Annotated in this window: 25 protein-coding genes; 13 read left to right on the top strand and 12 right to left on the bottom strand. The window is 67.2% G+C overall.

Annotation, left to right across the window (positions count from 1 at the left end; genetic code table 11):
- Positions 1–16 precede the first annotated feature (16 nt).
- Positions 17–1,300, top strand: a complete 1,284-nt coding sequence (locus AZH51_RS16160) for an RIP metalloprotease (protein ID WP_291525883.1) — start codon at positions 17–19, stop codon at positions 1,298–1,300.
- A gap of 6 nt (positions 1,301–1,306) precedes the next feature.
- On the opposite strand, the gene AZH51_RS16155 is transcribed toward AZH51_RS16160, so the two are convergent.
- Complete coding sequence (locus AZH51_RS16155) at positions 1,307–1,645, bottom strand: VOC family protein (RefSeq protein WP_291525882.1); 339 nt, start codon at positions 1,643–1,645, stop codon at positions 1,307–1,309.
- A gap of 58 nt (positions 1,646–1,703) precedes the next feature.
- Here AZH51_RS16155 and ispG point away from each other — a divergent pair, with 58 nt between their 5' ends.
- Positions 1,704–2,858: a flavodoxin-dependent (E)-4-hydroxy-3-methylbut-2-enyl-diphosphate synthase gene (gene ispG, locus AZH51_RS16150; RefSeq protein ID WP_291525881.1), complete on the top strand. Its 1,155-nt coding sequence runs from the start codon at positions 1,704–1,706 to the stop codon at positions 2,856–2,858.
- 92 nt (positions 2,859–2,950) lie between these two features.
- Here ispG and AZH51_RS16145 read toward each other — a convergent pair whose 3' ends face one another.
- Positions 2,951–3,496, bottom strand: a complete 546-nt coding sequence (locus AZH51_RS16145; RefSeq protein ID WP_291525880.1) for a DUF402 domain-containing protein — start codon at positions 3,494–3,496, stop codon at positions 2,951–2,953.
- A 52-nt stretch (positions 3,497–3,548) separates the two neighbouring features.
- Complete coding sequence (locus AZH51_RS16140) at positions 3,549–4,100, bottom strand: DUF402 domain-containing protein (protein WP_291525879.1); 552 nt, start codon at positions 4,098–4,100, stop codon at positions 3,549–3,551.
- Positions 4,101–4,161: 61 nt separating this feature from the next.
- Between AZH51_RS16140 and AZH51_RS16135 the strand changes: the two genes are divergently transcribed.
- Both AZH51_RS16135 and AZH51_RS16130 read left to right on the top strand, forming a co-directional pair.
- Positions 4,162–5,004, top strand: a complete 843-nt coding sequence (locus AZH51_RS16135) for a DUF4081 domain-containing GNAT family N-acetyltransferase (RefSeq protein WP_291525878.1) — start codon at positions 4,162–4,164, stop codon at positions 5,002–5,004.
- Between the two features lie 17 nt (positions 5,005–5,021).
- Positions 5,022–5,543 carry a putative immunity protein gene (locus AZH51_RS16130; protein WP_291525877.1) on the top strand — a complete coding sequence of 174 codons (522 nt, stop codon included), beginning with the start codon at positions 5,022–5,024 and terminating at the stop codon, positions 5,541–5,543.
- 46 nt (positions 5,544–5,589) lie between these two features.
- Here AZH51_RS16130 and AZH51_RS16125 read toward each other — a convergent pair whose 3' ends face one another.
- Positions 5,590–6,063, bottom strand: a complete 474-nt coding sequence (locus tag AZH51_RS16125) for a hypothetical protein (protein WP_291525876.1) — start codon at positions 6,061–6,063, stop codon at positions 5,590–5,592.
- 54 nt (positions 6,064–6,117) lie between these two features.
- Entirely contained in the window at positions 6,118–7,491 is a 1,374-nt protein-coding gene (locus AZH51_RS16120) for an MFS transporter (RefSeq protein ID WP_291525875.1), read from the bottom strand.
- Positions 7,492–7,571: 80 nt separating this feature from the next.
- Here AZH51_RS16120 and AZH51_RS16115 point away from each other — a divergent pair, with 80 nt between their 5' ends.
- From AZH51_RS16115 to AZH51_RS16105, 3 genes are read left to right on the top strand one after another with little or no spacing between them, the layout of a single operon-like run.
- A complete protein-coding gene (locus tag AZH51_RS16115; protein ID WP_291525874.1) occupies positions 7,572–8,033 on the top strand; it encodes a helix-turn-helix domain-containing protein in 462 nt (153 codons plus the stop codon).
- Positions 8,034–8,076: 43 nt separating this feature from the next.
- Entirely contained in the window at positions 8,077–8,730 is a 654-nt protein-coding gene (locus AZH51_RS16110) for a hypothetical protein (protein ID WP_291525873.1), read from the top strand.
- Complete coding sequence (locus AZH51_RS16105) at positions 8,642–9,274, top strand: SDR family oxidoreductase (RefSeq protein WP_291526057.1); 633 nt, start codon at positions 8,642–8,644, stop codon at positions 9,272–9,274. Before AZH51_RS16110 ends, AZH51_RS16105 begins: the two co-directional genes overlap by 89 nt.
- 21 nt (positions 9,275–9,295) lie before the next feature.
- On the opposite strand, the gene AZH51_RS16100 is transcribed toward AZH51_RS16105, so the two are convergent.
- Positions 9,296–10,627 (bottom strand): hypothetical protein, encoded by a 1,332-nt coding sequence (locus AZH51_RS16100; protein ID WP_291525872.1) that lies wholly within the window; start codon positions 10,625–10,627, stop codon positions 9,296–9,298.
- Positions 10,628–10,741: 114 nt separating this feature from the next.
- On the opposite strand from AZH51_RS16100, the gene AZH51_RS16095 reads away from it, so the two are divergent.
- From AZH51_RS16095 to AZH51_RS16080, 4 genes are read left to right on the top strand one after another with little or no spacing between them, the layout of a single operon-like run.
- Positions 10,742–11,149 (top strand): YciI family protein, encoded by a 408-nt coding sequence (locus tag AZH51_RS16095; RefSeq protein WP_291525871.1) that lies wholly within the window; start codon positions 10,742–10,744, stop codon positions 11,147–11,149.
- Positions 11,146–12,282, top strand: a complete 1,137-nt coding sequence (locus AZH51_RS16090) for a sigma-70 family RNA polymerase sigma factor (protein WP_291525870.1) — start codon at positions 11,146–11,148, stop codon at positions 12,280–12,282. Before AZH51_RS16095 ends, AZH51_RS16090 begins: the two co-directional genes overlap by 4 nt.
- Before the next feature lie 57 nt (positions 12,283–12,339).
- Positions 12,340–12,807 (top strand): DUF427 domain-containing protein, encoded by a 468-nt coding sequence (locus AZH51_RS16085; RefSeq protein WP_291525869.1) that lies wholly within the window; start codon positions 12,340–12,342, stop codon positions 12,805–12,807.
- Between the two features lie 18 nt (positions 12,808–12,825).
- Positions 12,826–13,209 (top strand): DoxX family protein, encoded by a 384-nt coding sequence (locus AZH51_RS16080; protein ID WP_291525868.1) that lies wholly within the window; start codon positions 12,826–12,828, stop codon positions 13,207–13,209.
- Here the strand turns inward: AZH51_RS16080 and AZH51_RS16075 are convergent.
- The gene (locus AZH51_RS16075; RefSeq protein WP_291525867.1) at positions 13,178–14,506 is read right to left on the bottom strand and encodes a CoA transferase; all 1,329 of its coding nucleotides are present in this window, start codon (positions 14,504–14,506) and stop codon (positions 13,178–13,180) included. The genes AZH51_RS16080 and AZH51_RS16075 overlap by 32 nt on opposite strands.
- Entirely contained in the window at positions 14,503–15,138 is a 636-nt protein-coding gene (locus AZH51_RS16070) for a pyridoxamine 5'-phosphate oxidase family protein (RefSeq protein WP_291525866.1), read from the bottom strand. The genes AZH51_RS16075 and AZH51_RS16070 overlap by 4 nt, the downstream gene beginning before the upstream one ends.
- Positions 15,139–15,148: 10 nt before the next feature.
- Between AZH51_RS16070 and AZH51_RS16065 the strand changes: the two genes are divergently transcribed.
- Positions 15,149–15,829 carry a copper homeostasis protein CutC gene (locus AZH51_RS16065; protein WP_291525865.1) on the top strand — a complete coding sequence of 227 codons (681 nt, stop codon included), beginning with the start codon at positions 15,149–15,151 and terminating at the stop codon, positions 15,827–15,829.
- On the opposite strand, the gene folP is transcribed toward AZH51_RS16065, so the two are convergent.
- Both folP and AZH51_RS16055 read right to left on the bottom strand, forming a co-directional pair.
- Positions 15,813–16,724, bottom strand: a complete 912-nt coding sequence (gene folP, locus AZH51_RS16060; RefSeq protein WP_291525864.1) for a dihydropteroate synthase — start codon at positions 16,722–16,724, stop codon at positions 15,813–15,815. The two genes, AZH51_RS16065 and folP, sit on opposite strands and share 17 nt — an antisense overlap.
- Positions 16,725–16,731: 7 nt before the next feature.
- Positions 16,732–17,550, bottom strand: coding sequence for a maleylpyruvate isomerase family mycothiol-dependent enzyme (locus AZH51_RS16055; RefSeq protein WP_291525863.1), 819 nt, complete (start codon positions 17,548–17,550; stop codon positions 16,732–16,734).
- Positions 17,551–17,600: 50 nt separating this feature from the next.
- Here AZH51_RS16055 and AZH51_RS16050 point away from each other — a divergent pair, with 50 nt between their 5' ends.
- The gene (locus tag AZH51_RS16050) at positions 17,601–19,247 is read left to right on the top strand and encodes an acyl-CoA dehydrogenase family protein (protein WP_291525862.1); all 1,647 of its coding nucleotides are present in this window, start codon (positions 17,601–17,603) and stop codon (positions 19,245–19,247) included.
- Here AZH51_RS16050 and AZH51_RS16045 read toward each other — a convergent pair.
- Both AZH51_RS16045 and AZH51_RS16040 read right to left on the bottom strand, forming a co-directional pair.
- Entirely contained in the window at positions 19,244–19,810 is a 567-nt protein-coding gene (locus AZH51_RS16045) for an HNH endonuclease signature motif containing protein (protein ID WP_291525861.1), read from the bottom strand. The genes AZH51_RS16050 and AZH51_RS16045 overlap by 4 nt on opposite strands.
- Positions 19,811–19,832: 22 nt before the next feature.
- The coding region (locus tag AZH51_RS16040; protein ID WP_291525860.1) for a hypothetical protein at positions 19,833–20,021 on the bottom strand (189 nt) is incomplete at its 5' end.

The raw sequence follows: 20,021 nt of genomic DNA, 5'->3' as shown, positions 1-20,021 counted from the left end.
TGCGACACTGCCGGATGTGCTGTTCGTAGTCGGCGTCCTGCTCATCGCCCTCGGTGTGGCGCTGTCCATCGCGCTGCACGAGATCGGGCACCTGGTGCCGGCCAAGAGGTTCGGCGTGAAGGTGACCCAGTACATGGTCGGCTTCGGCCCGACCGTGTGGTCGCGGACCCGGGGGGAGACCGAGTACGGCATCAAGGCGATCCCGCTGGGCGGCTACATCCGGATGATCGGCATGTTTCCGCCGAAGCCAGGACATCGCGCCGCGAACGCGTCCACCGGTCGTTTCAGTCAACTGGTGGACCAGATGCGCGACGAAGCGCAGGCGGAGGTCAGTGAGGCCGATGATCAACGGGCGTTCTACCGGTTGAAGACCTGGCAGAAGGTCACCGTGATGTTCGGTGGGCCGTTCATGAACCTGGTCATCGCCTCGGTGTTGATGCTGATCATCCTGGTCGGGATCGGCACCCCGAAGATCACCGGCACCGTGCTGGGCGGGATCGCGCCGTGCACGAGCACGGCGTGCAGTCCGGCTGCCAAAGCCGGGCTGAAGGACGGCGACAAGGTCGTCTCGGTGGGCGGGGTCGCTGTGACGACGCCCACCCAGGTGACCCAGCAGATCCGTCCACATGCGAACGAGATGGTGCCGATCGTCGTACGTCGGGACGGTCAGGAGCTCACCCTCAACGTCACGCCCGAGGAAGGCACCCTGCCCAAGCTCGATGCCGACGGCAACGCGGTCACGGACGCGAACGGCAAGGCGGTCACCGAGAAGACCGGGATGGTGGGCGCCGCCCTGGCGTCGACGCACGTCTACGAGCGGCAACCGGTGACGGCGGTTCCGGCGACGATCGGCAACGGTCTGGCCCAGACCGCTGGCGTCTTCCTGAAGCTGCCGCAGAAGATGGCGGGCGTGTTCCAGGCCGCCTTCAGCGGGCAGCAGCGCGATCAGGACTCGCCGGTCTCGGTGGTCGGCGTCGGACGACTCGGTGGTGACGTCGCGAACGACTCGCGCGTGGCGTTGCAGGACAAGGTCGTGATGCTGCTCAGCCTGCTGGCCGGGCTGAACCTGGCGCTCTTTGTCTTCAACCTGGTGCCGCTGCTGCCGCTGGACGGCGGGCACATCGCGGGCGCGCTCTGGGAGGGAGTGAAGCGGCGGATCGCGCGGCTGCGCGGGCAGACCGGCGAGATCTACGTCGACGTGGCCAAGGGCTTGCCGGTGGCGTACGCCGTGGCGCTGGTGCTGATCGGAATGTCGGCACTGCTGATGTACGCCGACATCGTCAACCCGGTGAAGTTCTAGCCGCTGCTAGCCGCCGAAATTGTTGAGCTTGATCAGCAGGCCGCTGGGGGAGCGCAGGATCAGTTGCTGGCCGAAGCCGGTGCTCTCCACGTCCCCGGCGGCGTAGGGCGACGACGCGAACTCGGTCAACTCATCTGTGGTCGCCTCGAAGTTGAGCTCCACCTCGCCCTCGTGCTGCTCGGGGTTCGGCGGGTGCGCCAGGAGCGACAGTTCGGTGCCGTCGGCCAGTTGGAGGAGGGCAAAATCACCGTCCGGGTCGGCGTGCAGCACACTTCCGCCGAGCGACTGGTAGAACTCCAGGCTCGCGTTCAGATCCTCGACGTGCACCATCGGCTGCAGCTTCATAGGAGTGACGGTACGGCGGGTGGCTGGGAGCGGCGCCACCCTGGGGGATACTGGGTGCATGAGTGTCTCGCTCGGCATGCCGTCGGTCAAAGAAGCCCCGCAGCTGATTGCGCCCCGGCGCAAGTCCCGCAAGATCCGCGTCGGGAAGGTCGAGGTCGGCGGCGACGCCCCGGTCTCGGTGCAGTCGATGACCACCACGCCGACCACCGACATCAACGCCACGCTGCAGCAGATCGCCGAACTCACCGCGGCCGGCTGCGACATCGTGCGGGTGGCCTGCCCGAGCCAGGACGACGCAGACGCGTTGCCGATGATCGCCCGCAAGAGCCAGATCCCGGTCATCGCCGACATCCACTTCCAGCCGAAGTACGTCTTCGCCGCCATCGACGCCGGGTGTGCCGGCGTGCGCGTGAACCCGGGCAACATCCGTAAGTTCGACGACCAGGTCAAGGAGATCGCGCGCGCCGCCAAGGACGCCGGCGTCTCGATCCGGATCGGGGTCAACGCGGGCTCGCTCGACAAGCGTTTGCTGGAGAAGTACGGCAAGCCCACCGCGGAGGCCCTCGTGGAGTCGGCGGTCTGGGAGGCGAGCCTGTTCGAGGAGCACGACTTCCACGACTTCAAGATCTCGGTCAAGCACAACGACCCGGTCGTCATGGTCCGGGCCTATGAGCAACTGGCGCAGCGGGGCGACTGGCCGCTGCACCTCGGGGTGACCGAGGCCGGCCCGGCCTTCCAGGGCACCATCAAATCCGCGGTCGCGTTCGGCGCGTTGTTGTCGCGGGGGATCGGCGACACAATCCGGGTCTCCCTGTCGGCGCCGCCGGTCGAGGAGATCAAGGTCGGCAACCAGATCCTGCAGAGCCTGAACCTCAAGCCCCGCAAGCTGGAGATCGTCTCCTGCCCGTCCTGTGGCCGCGCGCAGGTCGACGTCTACACGCTGGCCGAGCAGGTCACCAAGGGCCTGGAGGGGATGGAAGTTCCGCTGCGGGTGGCCGTCATGGGCTGCGTCGTCAACGGTCCCGGTGAGGCCCGCGAGGCGGATCTCGGTGTCGCATCCGGTAATGGCAAGGGCCAGATCTTCGTCAAGGGCGAGGTCATCAAGACCGTCCCCGAGTCGCAGATCGTGGAGACGCTGATCGAGGAAGCGATGCGCATCGCCGAGGGGATGGAGCCGGTCGAGGGATCGGCCCCTGCCGTCACCATCAGCTGACCCGTTGCGCGCAGCAAACGCGCGGGTTATCGACATTTGCTCGGCTTATAACCCGCGCGTCTGTCGATAAGTCGCGCATCTGGGCGAGTTGGTCAGCCGAGGTTGCGCAGGGCGTCGACCCATCGGCGTACGACGTCCTGCCGGAAGGGCGCGCGCCCCGCCTGCACGTCGGCGAGCAACCCGTCAGCGTCCTTGCGGACCTGGGCGACGACCTCGTCCGGGTAGCCGAAAAGCCTTTGGTGGTCGAGGAATTCATCTTCATCATCGATGTACGGCGCCTGCCCACCGCGCTCGACCACGTCCAGATCGAAGTCGATCATCGACACCTCGAGCCCGACGTCTACCGAGGTCCAGACCGGCACGCTCGAGAGGTCGATGTAGTACCGGATCAGGCCCTCGGGGGCGGTGTCGTAGAGCCGCCCGACCCAACCCTCGTCGCGCGGGAACAGCAGCGTGTGATCACGCTTCGCCGTGACCCGTTTGCCCGGACGGTAGAACTCGCTGTCCGCGGAGAAGCCCACCCACACGCCGTACTCGTCCTCACCAAGCAGCAACCCGTCGGACTGCCAGTGCTGGCGCCCGTCCCACTTGGTGAAGTTGACGTGCACCGGGGTCCCGGGGCGCGCGACGGTGTCCACCTCACTAGCTAAGCAAGGCGGGGCAGCAGAACGCGGATGAAACTCCGTACCTTCAGAGACTTCGCAGTGTTCCCAGCCAGTTCTGGGTCGTGTCATCGTCGAAGGGTGGCCGATGGGCATGGACTTCCTCCAGGAGCGCATCGGCGTCGGCGCGCACTCGGGCGATGACCTCGGGCGGATAGCCGAACAGCGACTGGTGCTCGATGAACTCGTCCTCGTCGTCGATGAAGCAGTACCCGTCTCCGTTCTCTATGACATCCAGGTCGAGGTCGATCAACGTGGCCACGAGGCCGTTGTCGGATGCCGTCCAGGTGGTGGTGGATGACAGGTCGACGTAGATCCTGACACCGTCATCGGTGGGGGTGTCGTAGAGCCGCCCGACCCAACCTTCGTTGCGGGGGATGGCGATGACGTGATCGGGGGAAGCAGTGAAGGAATGGCCTGGTCGGTAGTGCCTGCACCCGGCACGGAAGCCCAGCCACACGCCGTACTCGTCCTCGCCCAGAAGGACGCCATCACTCTGCCAGTGCTCGCGGTCATCCCACTTGCGGAAGTTCAGGTGGACAGGAGTACCGACGACGAAGTCGGCGGGATTGACGGACACAGGAGCAACTTACTTGGGCGTTTCGCACCTCTGGCTGAGGTGGGGCAGGCACTCTTAGAGGGTGTTGCGGATCATGCACGGGGCGAGGGTGCTCGGTCGGGATGACTATCCCGCCGCTCTCGACGTGTGCGACCTGGACCCGCTGACCAACGTCTTCGTCGCCGCCCGGCTCCTGGAGGGCGGTGCGTACGCCACCTCGTCCGCCCTCGGTGTCGACGACGCCGACGGGCTGCGGTCGCTCTGTTGGATGTCCGCCAACGTCGTCCCGGTGAACGCCGACGACGCGGCCCTGGACGCGTACGCCGAGCGGTTGCGCCGGCACCAGCGGCGCACCTCCTCGCTGTTCGGCGACGCCGACCAGGTGTTGGGGCTGTGGGACCGTCTCCAACGGCATTGGGGCCCGCCGCGATCCCTGCGGCGCAGGCAGCCGATGATGGCGGTCAGTACTGCGCCCCTGGCCGACGGCCGGGAGGTCGACCCGCGGGTGCGCCCAGCCCGGCCCGACGAGGTGGATCTGGTGCTGCCGGCCTCCGCGCACATGTTCACCGAGGAGATCGGCTACCGGCCGTACGTTGGCTCCGACCGCGACTACCGGCGACTGGTCAGCGCGTTGATCGGGGCCGGCCAGACGTTCGTGCTGGTCGAACGGGGACGGGTGGTTTTCAAGGCGGACGTCGGGTCCGTGGCCAGCGGTGTGGCGCAGATCCAGGGCGTGTGGGTCGCGCCGGATCGCCGCGGCCAGGGCATCGCGATTCCTGCCATGAATGCCGTCGTGCAGCAGGTGCTGGACTTCTATGCGCACACCGTGACGCTCTACGTGAACGACTACAACGAGGCGGCCGTGCGCACCTATACGTCGGTGGGCTTCCGTCAGGTCGGCGAGTTCGCGACCGTCATTCTCTGACCTGGCGCTGGTGCGCAGTGATCCTGCCTCCGGTCCGTGATCCGCGGTTGATCACCATCCGACGGGGCGGCGCCCTGGTCGACGAGGACCACCACCTTCTGGGGTTGTGGGCAGCTGACTGCGCCGAGCACGTGCTGGGGTTGTTTGAGGCGCAGGTGCCGAGTGATCCGCGTCCGCGTGAAGCTATCGCTGCGATCAGGGCGTGGGCCAGTGGCGAGGTCGGCGTGATGATTGCCCGTGCGGCCGGTGGTCACGCAATGGGTGCCGCCCGCCCGCTGCGCGGAGCACCTCGGTGGGCTGCCTACTCGGCCGGACAAGCGGCCGTCGTAGCGCACGTCGCGGAGCACGACCTTGGGGCCGCTGCGTATGCCATCAAGGCTGTGATGGCGGCTGCCCCTTCGGATGGCGTCGAAGACGCTCGACTCGCTGAGAACGACTGGCAGCACGACCGATTGCCTACTCAGGTAAAGGCATTGGTACTAGAAGATCAGCGTCGGAGAAACCCGATCTGCTGGTCGGTGTTCGAGGTGGGTTTATGACCGGCACTACAAGCTTGCTTACCCGGAAACCAGCTGAGACTCTTGCTCAGCTGGGGCTCTGCTCGCCCAGGAGATCGATCGGCGTCCATAGGTGAGTCAGCCGACACTGCGCGGCGGGTTCGTACTCGGCTTCCTCGAAAACGGCTGAACTCAGCAGGTATCGGCCGCTCGCCGCTGGCACGCGGCTGCCCTGGTAATCATCGACCCGAACGACCTCTACATGGTCACCCGAGCGGACCAGGCACAGGCGGCGACCCTCGTCGACGGTCTGCTCCTTCCATCCCGCGGACGCAGGAAAGCGGTCTCGGTAGAAGGCGATCAACTCGCTCGTCGGGTGGTCAGCGATGTCAGCGACCACAAGCTGTGAGCGCATGGGATCGTCGACGTCGGACGCGTCGTCTGTGGCCACGGATCTCGCAAAGGCCGGTAGGGGCAGTTCGGCCGGGGCCGCCAGAGAATCGGAGCAACCGGCGACACCGCCAACCATCGCGAGCGCCGCGAGTAGCTCCTTCCAGGACATGGAGGAACCGTAGCGGGCCCTCGTTTTCGTGGTTGGCAGTGCTCGCGCGGCGCGTCACGCTGACAGCTGTGGAGTGGACGGCGCCGCCACCGGCTGGCGGTTGGGGCGCAGCATGAGAGTTGCGACGAGCGCCGCCGCCACGTGCATGCCCGCGACGACCAGCAGCGCTGTCGGTAGCGCGTCGCGTGGGACCTTGTTGGCGATGATGGTGACCAGGACCGCGATGCCGAACGCCATTCCGACCTGGCGGGCCATCGAGATCACTCCACCCCCTGTGGAGGTCGCCGCCGGGGGAAGTTCAGCCGTGCCCGCAGCGACGAGGTTGGGCATGGCCAGGCCGACGCCGATGCCGCCCAGCAGCCATCCGGGCAGTACGCCGATCCAATAGTTCCCGCCCGCCCTCAGCGAGACGGCGGTCAGGGCGGCGCCCGCTGCACAGACGATGCATCCGGTGCAGATCATGATCGCGGGCCGCATAGTCGGTGCGATGCGGTGCGCCAGTAGTGAGGTGATGGGCACCAAGAGGGGGCCAAGGGCCACGCCCAGGCCGGTGGTCAGTGCTGACCAGTGCCACACCTCCTGCATCCACAGGATCAGGGCCAGCAACGACCCGGCGAACCCGAGGTTGAAGACCAACGTCGTGGCGGCCGCAGAGGTGAAGCTACGGGTCGCGAACAGCCGGGTATCGATCATCGGCGACGCATGCCTGGCCGTGCGCCACGCGAACGCACCGCCAAGGACGAGAGCGACGACCAGTGCGGTGATCACCCCTGAACTGACCCACCCCCAGTCTGTGCTCTGCACGATCGCCAACACGAGAGCGGCGATGCATGCGGTGAGCAGAGCGGCGCCGAGGAGATCAGGTCGTGGGGTCGACTTGTCGTGGCGGACGTCGGGCACGTAGCGCAGCGCGGCTACCAGCATCAGGATGCCGACTGGCACGTTGATCAGGAAGGCCCACCGCCAGGACAAGCTGACCAGCCCACCGCCCAGGGCGGGACCGACCGAGGCTGCGAGGGCACCGGTCATAGCCCAGGCGCGAGCAGCCGGACGCCGTTGCGCTGCAGGCAAGCTCGCCAGCAGCAGACCGAGGCTGGTCGGTGTCATCGCAGCAGCGCCGACGGCCTGCACACCCCGGAACGCTACGAGCATCCACACCGAACCCGCAGCGGCACATGCCGCACTTGAGAGCGTGAACAGGCTCAGCCCGAGGATGAAGACCAGGCGGTTGCCGTAGCGATCGCCCATGCGCCCCATCGGGATGAGCAGCGCGGCGAACACCACGGCGTACGCATTGAGGATCCAACTCAGCTGACTCAGGGTGGTGCTGGCATTGCCGAGGTCCCTGGCGATGTCGTCAAAGGCGACATTGACGATGAACAGGTCGATGCCGGTCAGGAAGGCCGAGCCAACCAGGGTGGCAGTCACGATGCGCTGACTTTGCAGATGCATAGTCAGATGGTCACCGCTGTCTTTGGATACGTCAAGTCAGGGGTATCCTGGGGGGCATGACCGATGTTGAGCTGGCTGGGGCGCTCGCGAACCGCGGGGATCAGCCCCTGGGGCAGTGGTGCCCGATGGAGCGCTCGCTTGCGCTGCTCGGGAACAGGGTCTCTTTCGTCCTTCTTCGTGAAGTCGCCTATGGGACAACGCGATTCGACCACCTGGTCAAACGGGTCGGAGTCACCGAATCCGTCGCGGCCCGCCGCTTGCGCGAGCTCGTTGACGCCGGGGTGCTGACCAAGGTGCCCTACCAGGAGCCCGGGCAACGCCAGCGCTTCGAGTACGCGCTGACCGATGCGGGTCACGAGCTGCTGCCGGTCCTGTTGAGCTTGCACGCGTGGGGGAGCCGTCACATCCCCGGTCGGGCTCCGCGATTGCGCCACGAGGACTGTGGTGCGCCGGTGACGGTCAAGCTGGTGTGCGAGAACGGGCACGACCTCACCGAGGAGATCATCGAAGTCGGCTGATGTGCTCAGGTAACGCCCAGTCGCGTGAGCACAATGGGTCGGCGTGACAATCACAGACGAAGAACCGCTGACCCCGACTGAGGCGGTACGCCGCACAAGGCACAGCTGGACTCACGACATCGGTCGAGACGAACGGGCCGCCATCCTGGCGTGGGGATCGTTCACGGCGACGTTCGCCGGTGTTCGTGCTCTCACCCACTGGATCAAGGACGGCCACGGACCCAAAGGCGGAGGGGTCTCCCTCGGCGGCGAGCATTTCCACCACTACAACCTGGGTATTCTCGGGCTGTCGATCATCGGTAGCTTCGCGGTCCGTGCCGAGGCAAACAACGCGATGGGCGAACATGCGGCGATTCCGATCGGGTACGGCGTGGCCAATGCCCTCATCGCCGACGAGGCAGCGCTGTTGCTGGATCTGAAGGACGTGTACTGGGCGCCGCAGGGGCGTCGTAGCGTTGACGTCGCCGTCGGCACAATTGGCCTGGGTGGTTTGGCCATCGCGCTGACGCCCCTGGTGAAGGCGGTGCGTGGCGCGCGACGGAAGGGATCTACGGATGAGCACGAAGAAGGCGTTGGTGATCGGAGCATCCCGGACGTTGGGAGCAGCCGTGGTACGGGAACTGTCGGACCACGGCTGGGAGGTGACGGGGACGGTTCGCGGCGATCGGCGTACCGAACTGCACGACCTGGCCGATGAGCCAGGACGCACCATCCACATCGAGAGTGTCGATATCACCGATGACGCCCAGATCGACCGTCTGCGAGAGCAATTCAGCCCGGCCGAGCTCGATCTCATCTTCATCAACGCGGGTATCACCGATCCTGACGTCCCGGTAGGGGAGGTGTCGGCGGACGTCTTCTCCACGGTGATGGTCACCAACGCCCTCGCCCCGCTGCACGCCATCGAACGCTTGGCCGACCGCGTGTCCGACACCGGGACGATCGGCGTGATGTCGTCCCGTCAGGGCAGCATCGGGATGAACACCCGTGGCGGTCACGAGGTCTACCGGGCCAGCAAGTCGGCGCTGAACCAGCTCATGCGCAGTTACGCGACCCGGGCACCGTCAGGTGTCACGCTGCTCCTGATGCATCCCGGCTGGGTGCAGACTGAGTTGGGCGGTGAGGGGGCCACCCTGACCGTGGCCCAGAGCGCCCACGGAGTGGTCGGGGTCATGTTGGCGCACGCGCGTGATGGCGGGCTCCAGTTCCTGGACTACCAGGGCAATCCGGTTGCCTGGTAGCCGCATTGGTGCGTCTGTCGTTCAGATGTCGAGTACGCCGTTGACGGCGTCCTGCGCGGGCGGCACGTGGTCAGTGTCCAGGTCCTCCATCAGATGGATCGACGCATATTCGTGGTCCACCGGGTAGCCCTCGTCGTCGAAAATCCGAAGTTTCCGCCGCAGGACGAGGTCGGGGCGGCTGGTGTGCTTGAACGTCACGACGACGCGGGAGGTTGGCCAGTCACCCTCGACGGAGACCGAGGGTTCGGACAGGCCGCGGAGGAGCGGGTGAGAGCTTCCGTCGTCTGCCGTCCAGAAGCCGCCCAGGTTGCTGAACTGACCCCGCACCTTCTCGATTGCGTCGTCGATCTCCTCTTGAGATGGACGACGGGGGTTCGGCGAGAACTGGCTGATGTCGAGGGTGTCAGCCTTATACACCTCGCGGGCAGAGCCATCCGCGCGGACTACGAGCACATCCGCGCCCGGATTCTCCGGAGTGGGCTTTGACTGCGCACGAGCGACGGCGACCCACAACTCATCGCCGACTGCTTGGACGTCACGCACGAAGCCGATCCCGAGATCGACTCGGACTACTTCGTCACCAGAACTCGGCTCGTGACCGACGGCGTAGACCCGACGACGGATCGTGTCACTGCGCGGCTGCGAACCGGCCTGCCACACAAGCCCGTCCGCGGGAACGCCGTACCGTTGGACCTGCTCCCACGGATCCAACCAGTACCAGGCGTACCGCCGGTAGGCAGGTGTGTCCGGGACGTGCGAAGGATCGACCAGTTGCCCGTCGAGTTCACCGCCCAGCAGGGTTGCGCGGTCGGTTCGCAACACCCTCGTGGGATACCCGAACGACCATCCACCATCCCGCGGATACGCAACAACCGGATCGCTCAGCGTGACAAAAACATCGCCTCCGGCCACGTTGATGGCCCGCACAGGAGCGGGCGTGCCGACATCGACTGCGGTTCCATCGCGGCGTACGGCGACGATGCGTCCGGGCTCCAGAGGGGGCGCCGGCGCGGGCGGGTCGCCGGGATCGATGTAATACTCCGCGGTCAACCACGCCACTTCCGGATCGGCCGCGTCCAGACGCAACTTCGGGTCGATGTGGACAGCGACGCAGCCGTCCCGCCGTGCCCAGACGACCTGGGTGCCGTCGCGCACCACGATGCCGACCCCATCGGCGAGGCCCTCGTGGTCGAACTCGGACCCGTCCCGCTCGAGCGGCCACGGCCAGGCTTGGACGGTACGGCTCCCGTCGTCGGCGATGCCTAAGGCGACCGGCCACGTGGTGTCTAGCAGCCAGGTGCAGGTCCCGCTGCGCACGATCTGTTGTGGCTGGAAGTATCGAGGCAGCGGCATCAGAGGAATTCTAGGCGGGCGCGTGAGCCCTCGTCGCTGATGTAGAGAACGAGAGATCGGCGCCGTCTATGAAGTGAGGCGGCCGCACGGGCCGTTCCGATGAAGGAGACGACGATGGCCAAGTATCTGATGCTCAAGCACTATCGCGGCGGCCGACCGGCGCTGAACGATGTGCCCGGAGACCAGTGGACGCCCCAGGAGTGGAGTGACCACATCCAATTCATGCACGACTTCGCGGACAAACTCCGCGAAACCGGCGAGTTCGTCTCCGCCGACGGGCTGTCCATGGACGGCGTGTGGGTCAGGTACGACGGGGAGGGGCGCCCGCCGATCACGGACGGTCCGTTCGCGGAGACCAAGGATCTGATCGCCGGTTGGATGATCGTGGACGTGGACAGTTACGACCGGGCGGTCGAACTCGCGGGCGAACTGTCCGCTGCGCCCGCCGCTGGTGGACGTCCGCTCGGAGAGTGGCTCGAGTTGCGCCCAGTCATGGACGCGCCGCCGGTCATCACCGAATGATTCCCGATGACGACCTGCGGGCTCTGATCCCGCAGGTCGTCAGCGCCCTCGTCCGTCGTGGCGCTGACTTCGCCACGGCCGAGGACGCGGTCCAATCGGCTCTGGTGAGTGCCTGGCAGACCTGGCCGGATGACCCGCCGCGTGATCCACGAGCCTGGCTGGTGACGGCTGCCTGGCGGCGGTTCCTGGACGATGTGCGCAGTCGCCAGGCACGCGAGCGTCGCGAAGACGACGTGGCGCGCGAGCCGGCTGCGGGCGAGGTGTCGGCGTACGACGACACACTCTGGCTCTACCTGTTGTGTGCCCACCCCTCGCTCACCCCGGCGTCCGCGGTCGCCCTGACTCTTCGCGCCGTCGCGGGGCTCACCACCCGCCAGATCGCCAATGCCTACCTCGTGCCGGAAGCGACGATGGCGCAGCGAATCAGTCGCGCCAAGCAGAAGCTGTCGGGTGTCCCGCTTCAGGAACCGGGTGATCTGAGCACCGTCCTGCGGACCCTGTATCTGGTCTTCAACGAGGGATACACCGGAGACGTCGACCTGTCTTCAGAGGCAATCCGCCTGTGCCGCAACGTCTTCGACCAGGCCGACGAGCCTGAGGTGGCGGGGCTGCTGGCGCTGATGCTGCTCCACCACGCGCGTCGGCCCGCCCGATGGCGGGATGCGCAACTCGTCCCGCTGGCAGAGCAGGACCGGCGTCTGTGGGACACCGCCCTTTTCGCGGAGGGGATCGACATTCTGCAGGCCGCACTGGCGAAGGATCGGCTCGGCGAGTTTCAGGCGCAAGCAGCGATTGCGGCGTTGCACGCCGACGCGCCAACCGCGGCCGAAACGGACTGGCAACAGATCGTCGAGTGGTACGACGAGTTACTCGCCTTCAACGACTCACCGGTGATCCGGCTGAATCGTGCTGTGGCAGTGGGAGAGTGGCGCGGACCGCGGTACGGCCTCACGGACCTGCACCAAGTGGACCCGCGGGTTCCGCGATACGCGGCGGCATCGGCGTACCTGCATGAGCAAGCCGGCGATCGCGAGCAAGCCGCCGAGCTGTACGCCACGGCGGCGAGCCAGGCCACGACGGAAGCCGAACGCGACCATCTCTCGCGTCAGGCAGCCCGGCTGCGCGCGCAGTGACCGGCGGGTGGGTCGAGGGTGATGACGCGATGGCCGTGGGCGTGGTGAGGTCGGGGTATGTCGGTGGAATCGGTATGGGACTACCCGCGGCCGCCTGCGCTGCGGCACGTCCAACAGCACATCACCATCTCTCTGGGCGGCCAGCAGATTGCCGAGAGCGATCGGGCCATCCAGATCCTGGAAACCAGCCACCCACCGACCTACTACCTGCCCCGGGAGGCGTTCGAACCCGCCGTACTCCAACCGGCGCAAGGCAGCAGCTGGTGTGAATTCAAAGGAACAGCTAGGTATCTCGATGTGGTGGCCGGTGAGGTGACCGCGCCGTCCGCCGCCTGGTACTACCCCGATCCGACCTTGGAGTACGGGGATCTCCTGGGCCATGTGGCGGTCTATCCGGGCCGGATGCAGCAGTGCACCGTCGACGGCGAGGTCGTGCAGGCGCAGGAGGGCGACTTCTACGGCGGCTGGATCACCTCCGCGGTGTCCGGTCCTTTCAAAGGGGCACCCGGCACCCGAGGCTGGTGAATCTGAAAGGCTGCGCGCATGTCACTCCCGCTGCTGAGCAAGATCGTCGTCGGTGCGTTCGCCGGATCCGGTGTCATCCACTTGGTGCGCCCGCAGGTCTTCGAGCCCATCGTGCCCAAGATGCTGCCCGCAAAACGCGAGTTGGTCTACATCAGCGGCGTGGCCGAACTGGCCTGCGCGGCAGGGCTGGTGGTGCCGAAGACCCGGTCTGTTGCTGGTCTGGCATCAGCCGGTCTCCTCGTGGCCGTCCTGCCAGCCAACGTGCAGATGGCTGTTGACGCCTGGCAGGCGGCCGAGCGCAAACCGACGCCGCAGCGCCGGGCGATGCAGGTGGGCACGATCGCCCGCCTGCCGTTGCAGTGGCCGCTGATCAAGGGTGCGCTGGCGGCTCGTTCCAGCTGAGGTCTGCTGTCCCGTAGTCGTCCGGCGGCGCGGGGTAGTCGATCAATTCGCCGTCCACCACCACTGGCGGGCGTACGTAGCGCAATCGGCCGTATCCACAGTCGCATTCGCTGAAGAAGCGATCCTCGGTCACGTTCACGGGTTGTCCCGGATCGGTCGGGTGGTCCTGCAGCCAGGCTCCCGTGCGAGCTAGCGACAGGTGTGCAGCACGACCGCCCTCCGTCTCGCGGGCGGCAAGCAGCCGCATCGCCGCGGCAGCCATCAGGTAGCCGGTCGCGTGGTCCAACGCCTGGACGGGCAGGGCGCCGGGACGGCCATGATCGGCGTACGTCGTGCCAATCCCGGTCACGGCCTGGACGATGCTGTCGAAGCCGCGCTGGTGCGCCCATGGGCCGGTGGCACCCCACGCGGACAGGTCAACGCTGACCAGCCAGGGCCGCCGGGCGAGCAGTTCGTCGGCCGACAGGCCGAACCTGTCCAACGCGCCGGGCCGGTAGCCGGTGATCACCACGTCAGCCGTGTCCAGCAGTCCCGCAACGGACGTCTGCGACAGATCAACCAGTGCGGTCCGCTTGCCGAAATCCGTATCCAGGTGCTGGTCCAGCAACTCTGGTGTTGGGGGCGGGTCCAGCCGCAGTACGTCGGCGCCCAGTGCTGCGAGCAGCCGGGTGGCGGTCGGTCCGGCGATGACCCGGGTCAGGTCGAGCACCCGTATTCCGGTCATGGGTGCCTCATCGGCGAGCGTGGTCAGTTGTCGGGGGCTGCCGATCGGGGCGTCCAGGGTGACCAGGCCGCGGTCCTCGACCGCCTCGCGGTACTGCGGGTGGGCGCGCCAGACGTCCCTTGACCGTACGGCGCCCGCGATCCCCCCAGCGGCCCGCACGTCCCGCTCGACATCCAGAGCGGTTCGCGAGCGCAGCGCGGCCTGCACCCCGGCTTTGTCGTCGGCTCCGGTATAGCTGCGGATGACCGCCGCGTGGTGCGGGTAGTTGCCGTGCAACCGCACCCAGCCGTCGGCGGTCTCGAAGAAGCCGGACAGTTCCGCCCACGCGGGCACCGGTGCCCCGTCGCGACGGAGCAGCGCGATGGAGTTGAACGACGCACCCACCAGCGCACTGTCGACGGTGCCGTGCCATCGCGAACCACGCTGTACGGCAAGAACATTGGCGGCGGTAACGGCGGACCGGACTGCGCCGACTGCGAGCCCCTCAACGTCGAGCGGCCCGTTCCACCAGCGACGTGGACCCTCGACGGCGGCGTTCGTCGGCCACGGCAGATCGAGCTGCGGCCAAGTCACGATGTGGGGTACAAGCCAGCCTTGTACCGCTCGACGTCGTAATACTTGTCGAGTTCGGCCAGCGGGCTGTCCTGACGGACGAGTTCCTTGGCGATCACCGCATGCCGCGGCATCACCGTCGGATCCCAGCTCTCCGGCTCCCACAGCTGGGACCGCATGAAGGCCTTGGCACAGTGATAGAACACCTCCTCGACCTCCAGCAGCAGGGCCATCACTGGCCGGTGCCCCTTCACTACGAGGTCGTCGAAGAACGGGCCGTCGCTGACCAGACGGGCGCGGCCGTTGACCCGCAACGTGTCGCCGCGACCGGGGATCAGGAAGAGCAGTCCGACGTGCGGGTTGGTGAGCACGTTGTGGTACCCGTCGAACCGTTTGTTGCCGGCGCGCTCCGGCACCACCACAGTGCGGTCGTCGAGCACCTTGACGAAGCCAGGCGAATCACCCTTCGGAGAGGCGTCGCAGCGACCGTCCGGGCTCGAGGTGGCCAGGACGACGAAGGGGGAGTGCGAGATCCATTGCCGGTCCAGGTCGTGCAGATGGTCACGGACCTTGTCGCGTACGGCGGGTTGCGGCACGCCGTACTCCTCCAGGGCCGCCACCGTGTCGATCACGGGCAGGTCGTCGTAGGCCATGCTGTCCACTATGACAGTGCCCGCATTCGAGTTGATCGCCCAGGACCCGCACGGCTTCGAGGTAGCGACCGCCGTCGGGGCCGACCGGATCGAGTTGTGCTGTGCCCTCGAGCTGGGTGGTCTGACCCCGTCGGCTGCGCTCATCGACGCCGCCGTCGCGGCTCGCGAGACCGGCGGGCCGGAAGTGCACGTGCTGGTGCGTTCGCGCCCGGGGGGCTTCGAGTATTCGCCGGCGGAGCTGGATCTGATGGTCGCCGACGCGGTGACCGCGGTGCAGCGGGGCGCGGACGGTGTGGTGGTGGGCGCGAGTCAGTCGGGCGTGCTCGATCTGACCTTCATCGACCGTGTGGTCTCGTCGGTCGGGGACGCGTGCGTGACCGTGCACCGGGTCGTCGACAGCTTGGCTGATCCCGTCGGCGCCGTTAATGCTCTGCGCGACAAGGGAGTACGCCGAGTGCTCACCTCGGGCGGTGCCGACAAGGCGCCGGACGGTGTGGCCACGATCGCTGCGATGGTGCAGGCCACTGAGGGTCAGATCGAGATTATGGCGGGTGGCGGCGTGACGGTTGCATCGGTTCCTGCCTTGATCGAGACCGGGGTGTCGGCCGTCCACGCGTCGGCGAGTGGTCGTACCCAACCGGACCTGGACATCGCGCAGCAGTTCGCGGCCGCGATCAAGCAGACCCGCTGACGCCCCGCTCCTGGCGGACGGGCGGTCGGTCGCCTCGGATGGTGGCCACCATGTCGAGCACTCGCCGGGTGGGTCGCACGTCGTGGGTGCGAAAGACCGTGGCGCCCTGCCACGCGGCGATAGCGGTCGCCGCGAGGCTGCCCTCGAGGCGTTCGTCAGCGGGTAGATCGAGGCTCTCGCCGACGAAGTCCTTGCGCGAGATTGCTTGCAGGACAGGGAATCCGAGGTCCACGAAGTCCTGAGTGTGGCGCACGAGGGCGAGGGAGTGCGCTGTCGTCTTGCCGAAGTCGAGCGTGGGATCCAGCAGGATGCGATCACGGGGGATACCCACCGCCAGCGCGCGGTGCGCACCTTCGGCGAGCACGCGGCGTACGTCGGCCAGGAGAGCCTCCTCCTCGGACTGGTCCTCGCGCGCATAGTGCACCGCCACCGGGTCGGTGCGCGGCGGCAGGCCGCCACTGTGGGAGCAGACGATGCCGGCGCCGATGCGTCCAGCGACCTCTACCAACGACGGGTCGTGGCCCGCCCAGGTGTCGTTGACCAGGTCCAGGCCGGCCTCGGCTGCTGCCGCAGCCACCGGGGCGCGCCAGGTGTCCAGGCTCAGGATCGCTTCGGGGTGGCGGCGCCGGATCTCGATGAGGAATGGCACGACGCGCTCGATCTCCTGCTCGATCGAGACGTCTTCCCCCTCCTGTCCCGCGCGTACACCACCGACATCAATGATGTCCGCGCCGTCAGCGAGTGCGGATTCGACTGCGAGATAAGCAGATTCATCGTCATGGTGGCGATTGCCCGCATAGAAAGAGTCGCGGGTGCGGTTGACGATGGCCATGACCGCCGGCCGCCCGGCATCGAAAATGCGGCCGCGCAGCAGCAGAGGCGCCGGCGTCACCATGCGAACTTCACCATGCGACGGCCGCGCGCTCCCGCCACACGGACAGCACGTCCAGGCCGTCTTGCACGATCTGGTCGCCGCGGTTCCACAGGCCGGTGTAGAGCCCGACGGCCGTCCCGTGCCACGTCGAGTCCGCATCGCCGACTGCGCCGGTCGACACCTGCGGCGGCGCCGAACCGAAGCGCATGGTCCAGGTGTCGCCGGTGTCGGTGGCGTGGACGGCGACGGTGACGTCGCGGGTGGTGCGCATACCGGATTTCGAGCGGGGCAGGAACCCGCGAAGCAGCTCATCGACTCCGTCAGCGGCGAACTCGGCGGGAATGTCCAGGTCGCCGCTGTCGGGTGCGGAACCCAGCCGAGCGGCGTACACGTCGATCCAGTGGATGGTTGTCTCGTGCGCCTGCCGACGAGCCCACGCATCACGCGGGTTGCCGGCGTTCTTGAGGAAGAAGGGCAGTTCGGCGTCCTCCGGGGTGCCGCGCAGCACCCACTCCAGCGCCTCAGCGCCGCGCTGCAGCCATCCGCCGGGATCGGGGGTGTTCATGCCTTCGGCCTCGATCAGGTCGGTCACCTCCGGTCCGGCGGACATGTCGATGCGGCCGGTCAGGACGCCGGTGGCCCAGCGGTGCACCATGCCCTGGTGCGCGACGATCTGGCGCACGGACCACTCGGGCGCGGTGGGGCTGATCGCGTCCCAGTCCGCGTCCTCGCTGGTGGGTTCGTCGTCCCAGTCGACGTTGTCGGGTCGCGGCGGTTCGGTGGCATCGGCGATCATCCGGGCGGTCGCCGTACGTAGCGCGTCGAGGTACTCCTCCAAACCCAACATGAGGACAACCTACCCAGGGCGCCACACGGTGCAGGCATACGCTCGGACGCATGAGTGACCCGTTTGCCCGCCACCCCGAGAACCAGGCATCTGTGCTCGCCGGGCACAACGCCGTACTGACCGACCGGGCGCTGCTGGATGCTCTGGACGCGTACGCGCAGGAGGACGCCGCAGGTTTGGTGACGTCGCTGACCCCGCTGGGCTGGGTCGCTGGATCGCTGGAGGCGCGCGAGCACGGGATGCTCGCCAACGCCTACCCGCCGGTGCTGCGAACCCTTGACCGCTTCGGAGACCGGATCGACGAGGTGGAGTTCCACCCGAGCTGGCACTGGTGCATGCGCACTTCTCTGGAGCATGGGATGGGCGCCACTGCCTGGACTTCCACTGAACCGCTGCCGCACGTACGCCGAGCGGCCGGCTATATCGCGTGGGCCGCCATCGAGCCCGGACACATCTGCCCGATGACCATGACGTACGCCGCGGTGCCGGCTCTGGGTGCCTCGCCGGCGTTGGCTGCATCGCTGACGCCAGGTCTTGCCTCGACGGAGTACCACTTCGGATTGCGGCCGCTGGACACCAAGCGAGGGTTGCTGGCGGGGATGGGCATGACCGAGAAGCAAGGCGGGTCGGACGTCCGCACCAACGTCACGGTGGCTTCCGCCCAGCCGGACGGGTCGTACACGATCCGCGGGCACAAGTGGTTCACCTCGGCGCCGATGAACGACATCTTCCTCGTCCTGGCGCAGGCACCCGGCGGGCTGACCTGCTTCGTGCTGCCGCGGATCTGTCCGGACGGGTCGCGCAACAAGATCGCGATCATGCGGCTGAAGGACAAACTGGGCAACAAGTCGAACGCTTCCTCGGAGCTGGAGTTCCACGACGCGTTCGCCTGGCGGCTGGGCGAGGAGGGCGCCGGGGTGCGCACCATCATCGAGATGGTCGCGGCGACCCGGCTGGATTGTGTCCTCGGGTCGGCCGCGTTGATGCGGCGGTGCGTGGCCGAGGCGACCTGGCACGCGTCGCAGCGGTCAGCCTTCGGCGGCTTGCTGATCGACAAGCCGGCGATGTCAAACGTGTTGGCAGATATGGCGATTGAGTCCGAAGCGGCTACCCACGTCGGGTTGCGGTTGGCGCTCGCGGTGGAGCGGCCGGAGGACGAGCACGAGCGGGCATTGCGCCGGATGGCGTTGCCGCTGGCGAAGTTCTGGGTGTGCAAGCGGGCGTCGTTCCTCGCGGCGGAGGCGCTGGAGGTCTTCGGCGGCAATGGCTACGCGGAGGAGTCCGGGATGCCGCTGCTCTTCCGCGAATCGCCGCTGAACTCGATCTGGGAGGGGAGCGGAAACGTCAACGCGCTCGACGTGTTGCGGGTGCTGCAGAAGGTGCCCGAGGGGGTCGAGGCGTGGCATACCGAGGTGTCGCTGGCGGGAGACTCCCGGCTGACCGACGCGGTGGTCGAGGTGCAGAAGACGTTGGCGAACCTCTCCGACGCTGCATCGGCGGAGTATTCGGCCCGCTGGATCACGGCCCGGATGGCGGTGCTGCTGCAGGCGTCATTGCTGATCCGGCACAGCCCGTCGTACGTGTCTGATGCTTTCGTCACCAGCAGGGTGCTGGGCAACCACGCAGGGGTCTTCGGCACACTGCCTCCCGGTGTGGATACCGACGCGATTGTGCGGCGGGCACTTCCGGTGGCTTAGCGACGATCTCCAGCGAGGACCGCCTCTCGCGGCAGCCGGATGGTGACGGGTTTGCTGAGTCCGCGGATGGTGAAGGCGACCGGTCTTTCGGCTCCTGGTGGTGACGGTGGTGTGCTGGTTTCGCTCAGCCCGCGGGTGGTGGTGGTGCGTTGGTCGGCGTCGCCGGTGATGGTCAGGTCGGGGTGTTCTTTGGTGTAGTTGCAGCGGGCGCAGCCCCCACCGGCGTTCGAGACGCTGGTGGCTCCACCGTCGGCGTGTCGTTGGATGTGGTCGATGTGTTCGATGGGTTCGTCGCAGAACGGGGTGCGGCAGGTTCGGTCTCGTAATCGCACGAACGCTGCTAGCAGTCCTGGGTAGCGCCGGGCGCGGGAGTCCATTGAGATCAGCTCACCGGTGCCGGGGGCGGTGAACACCCGTCGGATCACGCCGCCGGCGGTGTCGTGGTCGGCCAGGAATTGCCGGGCTAGGTCCGCGGGGATCGGGCCGAACCCTTCCAGGTCCGCGGGGGCGTCTCCGGTGAGCGATTCGATCGGGACCAGCAGGTTGACCGCGACCACCGGCACCGGAGGCTTGTCTGTTGTGCCGTCAGCCTCGGGCTGCTCCCCGGCCGGTGCGGCCTGCGCATCGGCCTGGTTCGCAGCCGGCGCATCCTGACCCGGTGTGGCCGGTGTGGCCGGTGTGGATGGTGTGGATGGTGTGGATGGTGTGGATGGTGTGGATGGTGTGGATGGTGTGGATGGTGTGGATGGTGTGGATGGTGTGGATGGTGTGGAT

This window comes from Branchiibius sp. NY16-3462-2, from assembly GCF_001594145.1.
In the GTDB taxonomy this organism is placed as follows: Bacteria; Actinomycetota; Actinomycetes; order Actinomycetales; family Dermatophilaceae; genus Branchiibius.
This window is presented reverse-complemented; position numbering and strand designations above follow the sequence as displayed.

What these genes read in the sequence shown, in the direction of transcription:
- AZH51_RS16125 (WP_291525876.1), bottom strand. Translation starts at nt 6,063, where the DNA reads ATGTCCTGGAAGGAGCTACTCGCGGCGCTCGCGATGGTTGGCGGTGTC.
- AZH51_RS16090 (WP_291525870.1), top strand. Translation starts at nt 11,146, where the DNA reads ATGATTCCCGATGACGACCTGCGGGCTCTGATCCCGCAGGTCGTCAGC.
- ispG (WP_291525881.1), top strand. Translation starts at nt 1,704, where the DNA reads ATGAGTGTCTCGCTCGGCATGCCGTCGGTCAAAGAAGCCCCGCAGCTG.
- AZH51_RS16055 (WP_291525863.1), bottom strand. Translation starts at nt 17,550, where the DNA reads ATGTTGGGTTTGGAGGAGTACCTCGACGCGCTACGTACGGCGACCGCC.
- AZH51_RS16085 (WP_291525869.1), top strand. Translation starts at nt 12,340, where the DNA reads ATGTCGGTGGAATCGGTATGGGACTACCCGCGGCCGCCTGCGCTGCGG.
- AZH51_RS16115 (WP_291525874.1), top strand. Translation starts at nt 7,572, where the DNA reads ATGACCGATGTTGAGCTGGCTGGGGCGCTCGCGAACCGCGGGGATCAG.
- AZH51_RS16065 (WP_291525865.1), top strand. Translation starts at nt 15,149, where the DNA reads ATGACAGTGCCCGCATTCGAGTTGATCGCCCAGGACCCGCACGGCTTC.
- AZH51_RS16100 (WP_291525872.1), bottom strand. Translation starts at nt 10,627, where the DNA reads ATGCCGCTGCCTCGATACTTCCAGCCACAACAGATCGTGCGCAGCGGG.
- folP (WP_291525864.1), bottom strand. Translation starts at nt 16,724, where the DNA reads ATGGTGACGCCGGCGCCTCTGCTGCTGCGCGGCCGCATTTTCGATGCC.
- AZH51_RS16050 (WP_291525862.1), top strand. Translation starts at nt 17,601, where the DNA reads ATGAGTGACCCGTTTGCCCGCCACCCCGAGAACCAGGCATCTGTGCTC.
- AZH51_RS16155 (WP_291525882.1), bottom strand. Translation starts at nt 1,645, where the DNA reads ATGAAGCTGCAGCCGATGGTGCACGTCGAGGATCTGAACGCGAGCCTG.
- AZH51_RS16095 (WP_291525871.1), top strand. Translation starts at nt 10,742, where the DNA reads ATGGCCAAGTATCTGATGCTCAAGCACTATCGCGGCGGCCGACCGGCG.
- AZH51_RS16080 (WP_291525868.1), top strand. Translation starts at nt 12,826, where the DNA reads ATGTCACTCCCGCTGCTGAGCAAGATCGTCGTCGGTGCGTTCGCCGGA.
- AZH51_RS16070 (WP_291525866.1), bottom strand. Translation starts at nt 15,138, where the DNA reads ATGGCCTACGACGACCTGCCCGTGATCGACACGGTGGCGGCCCTGGAG.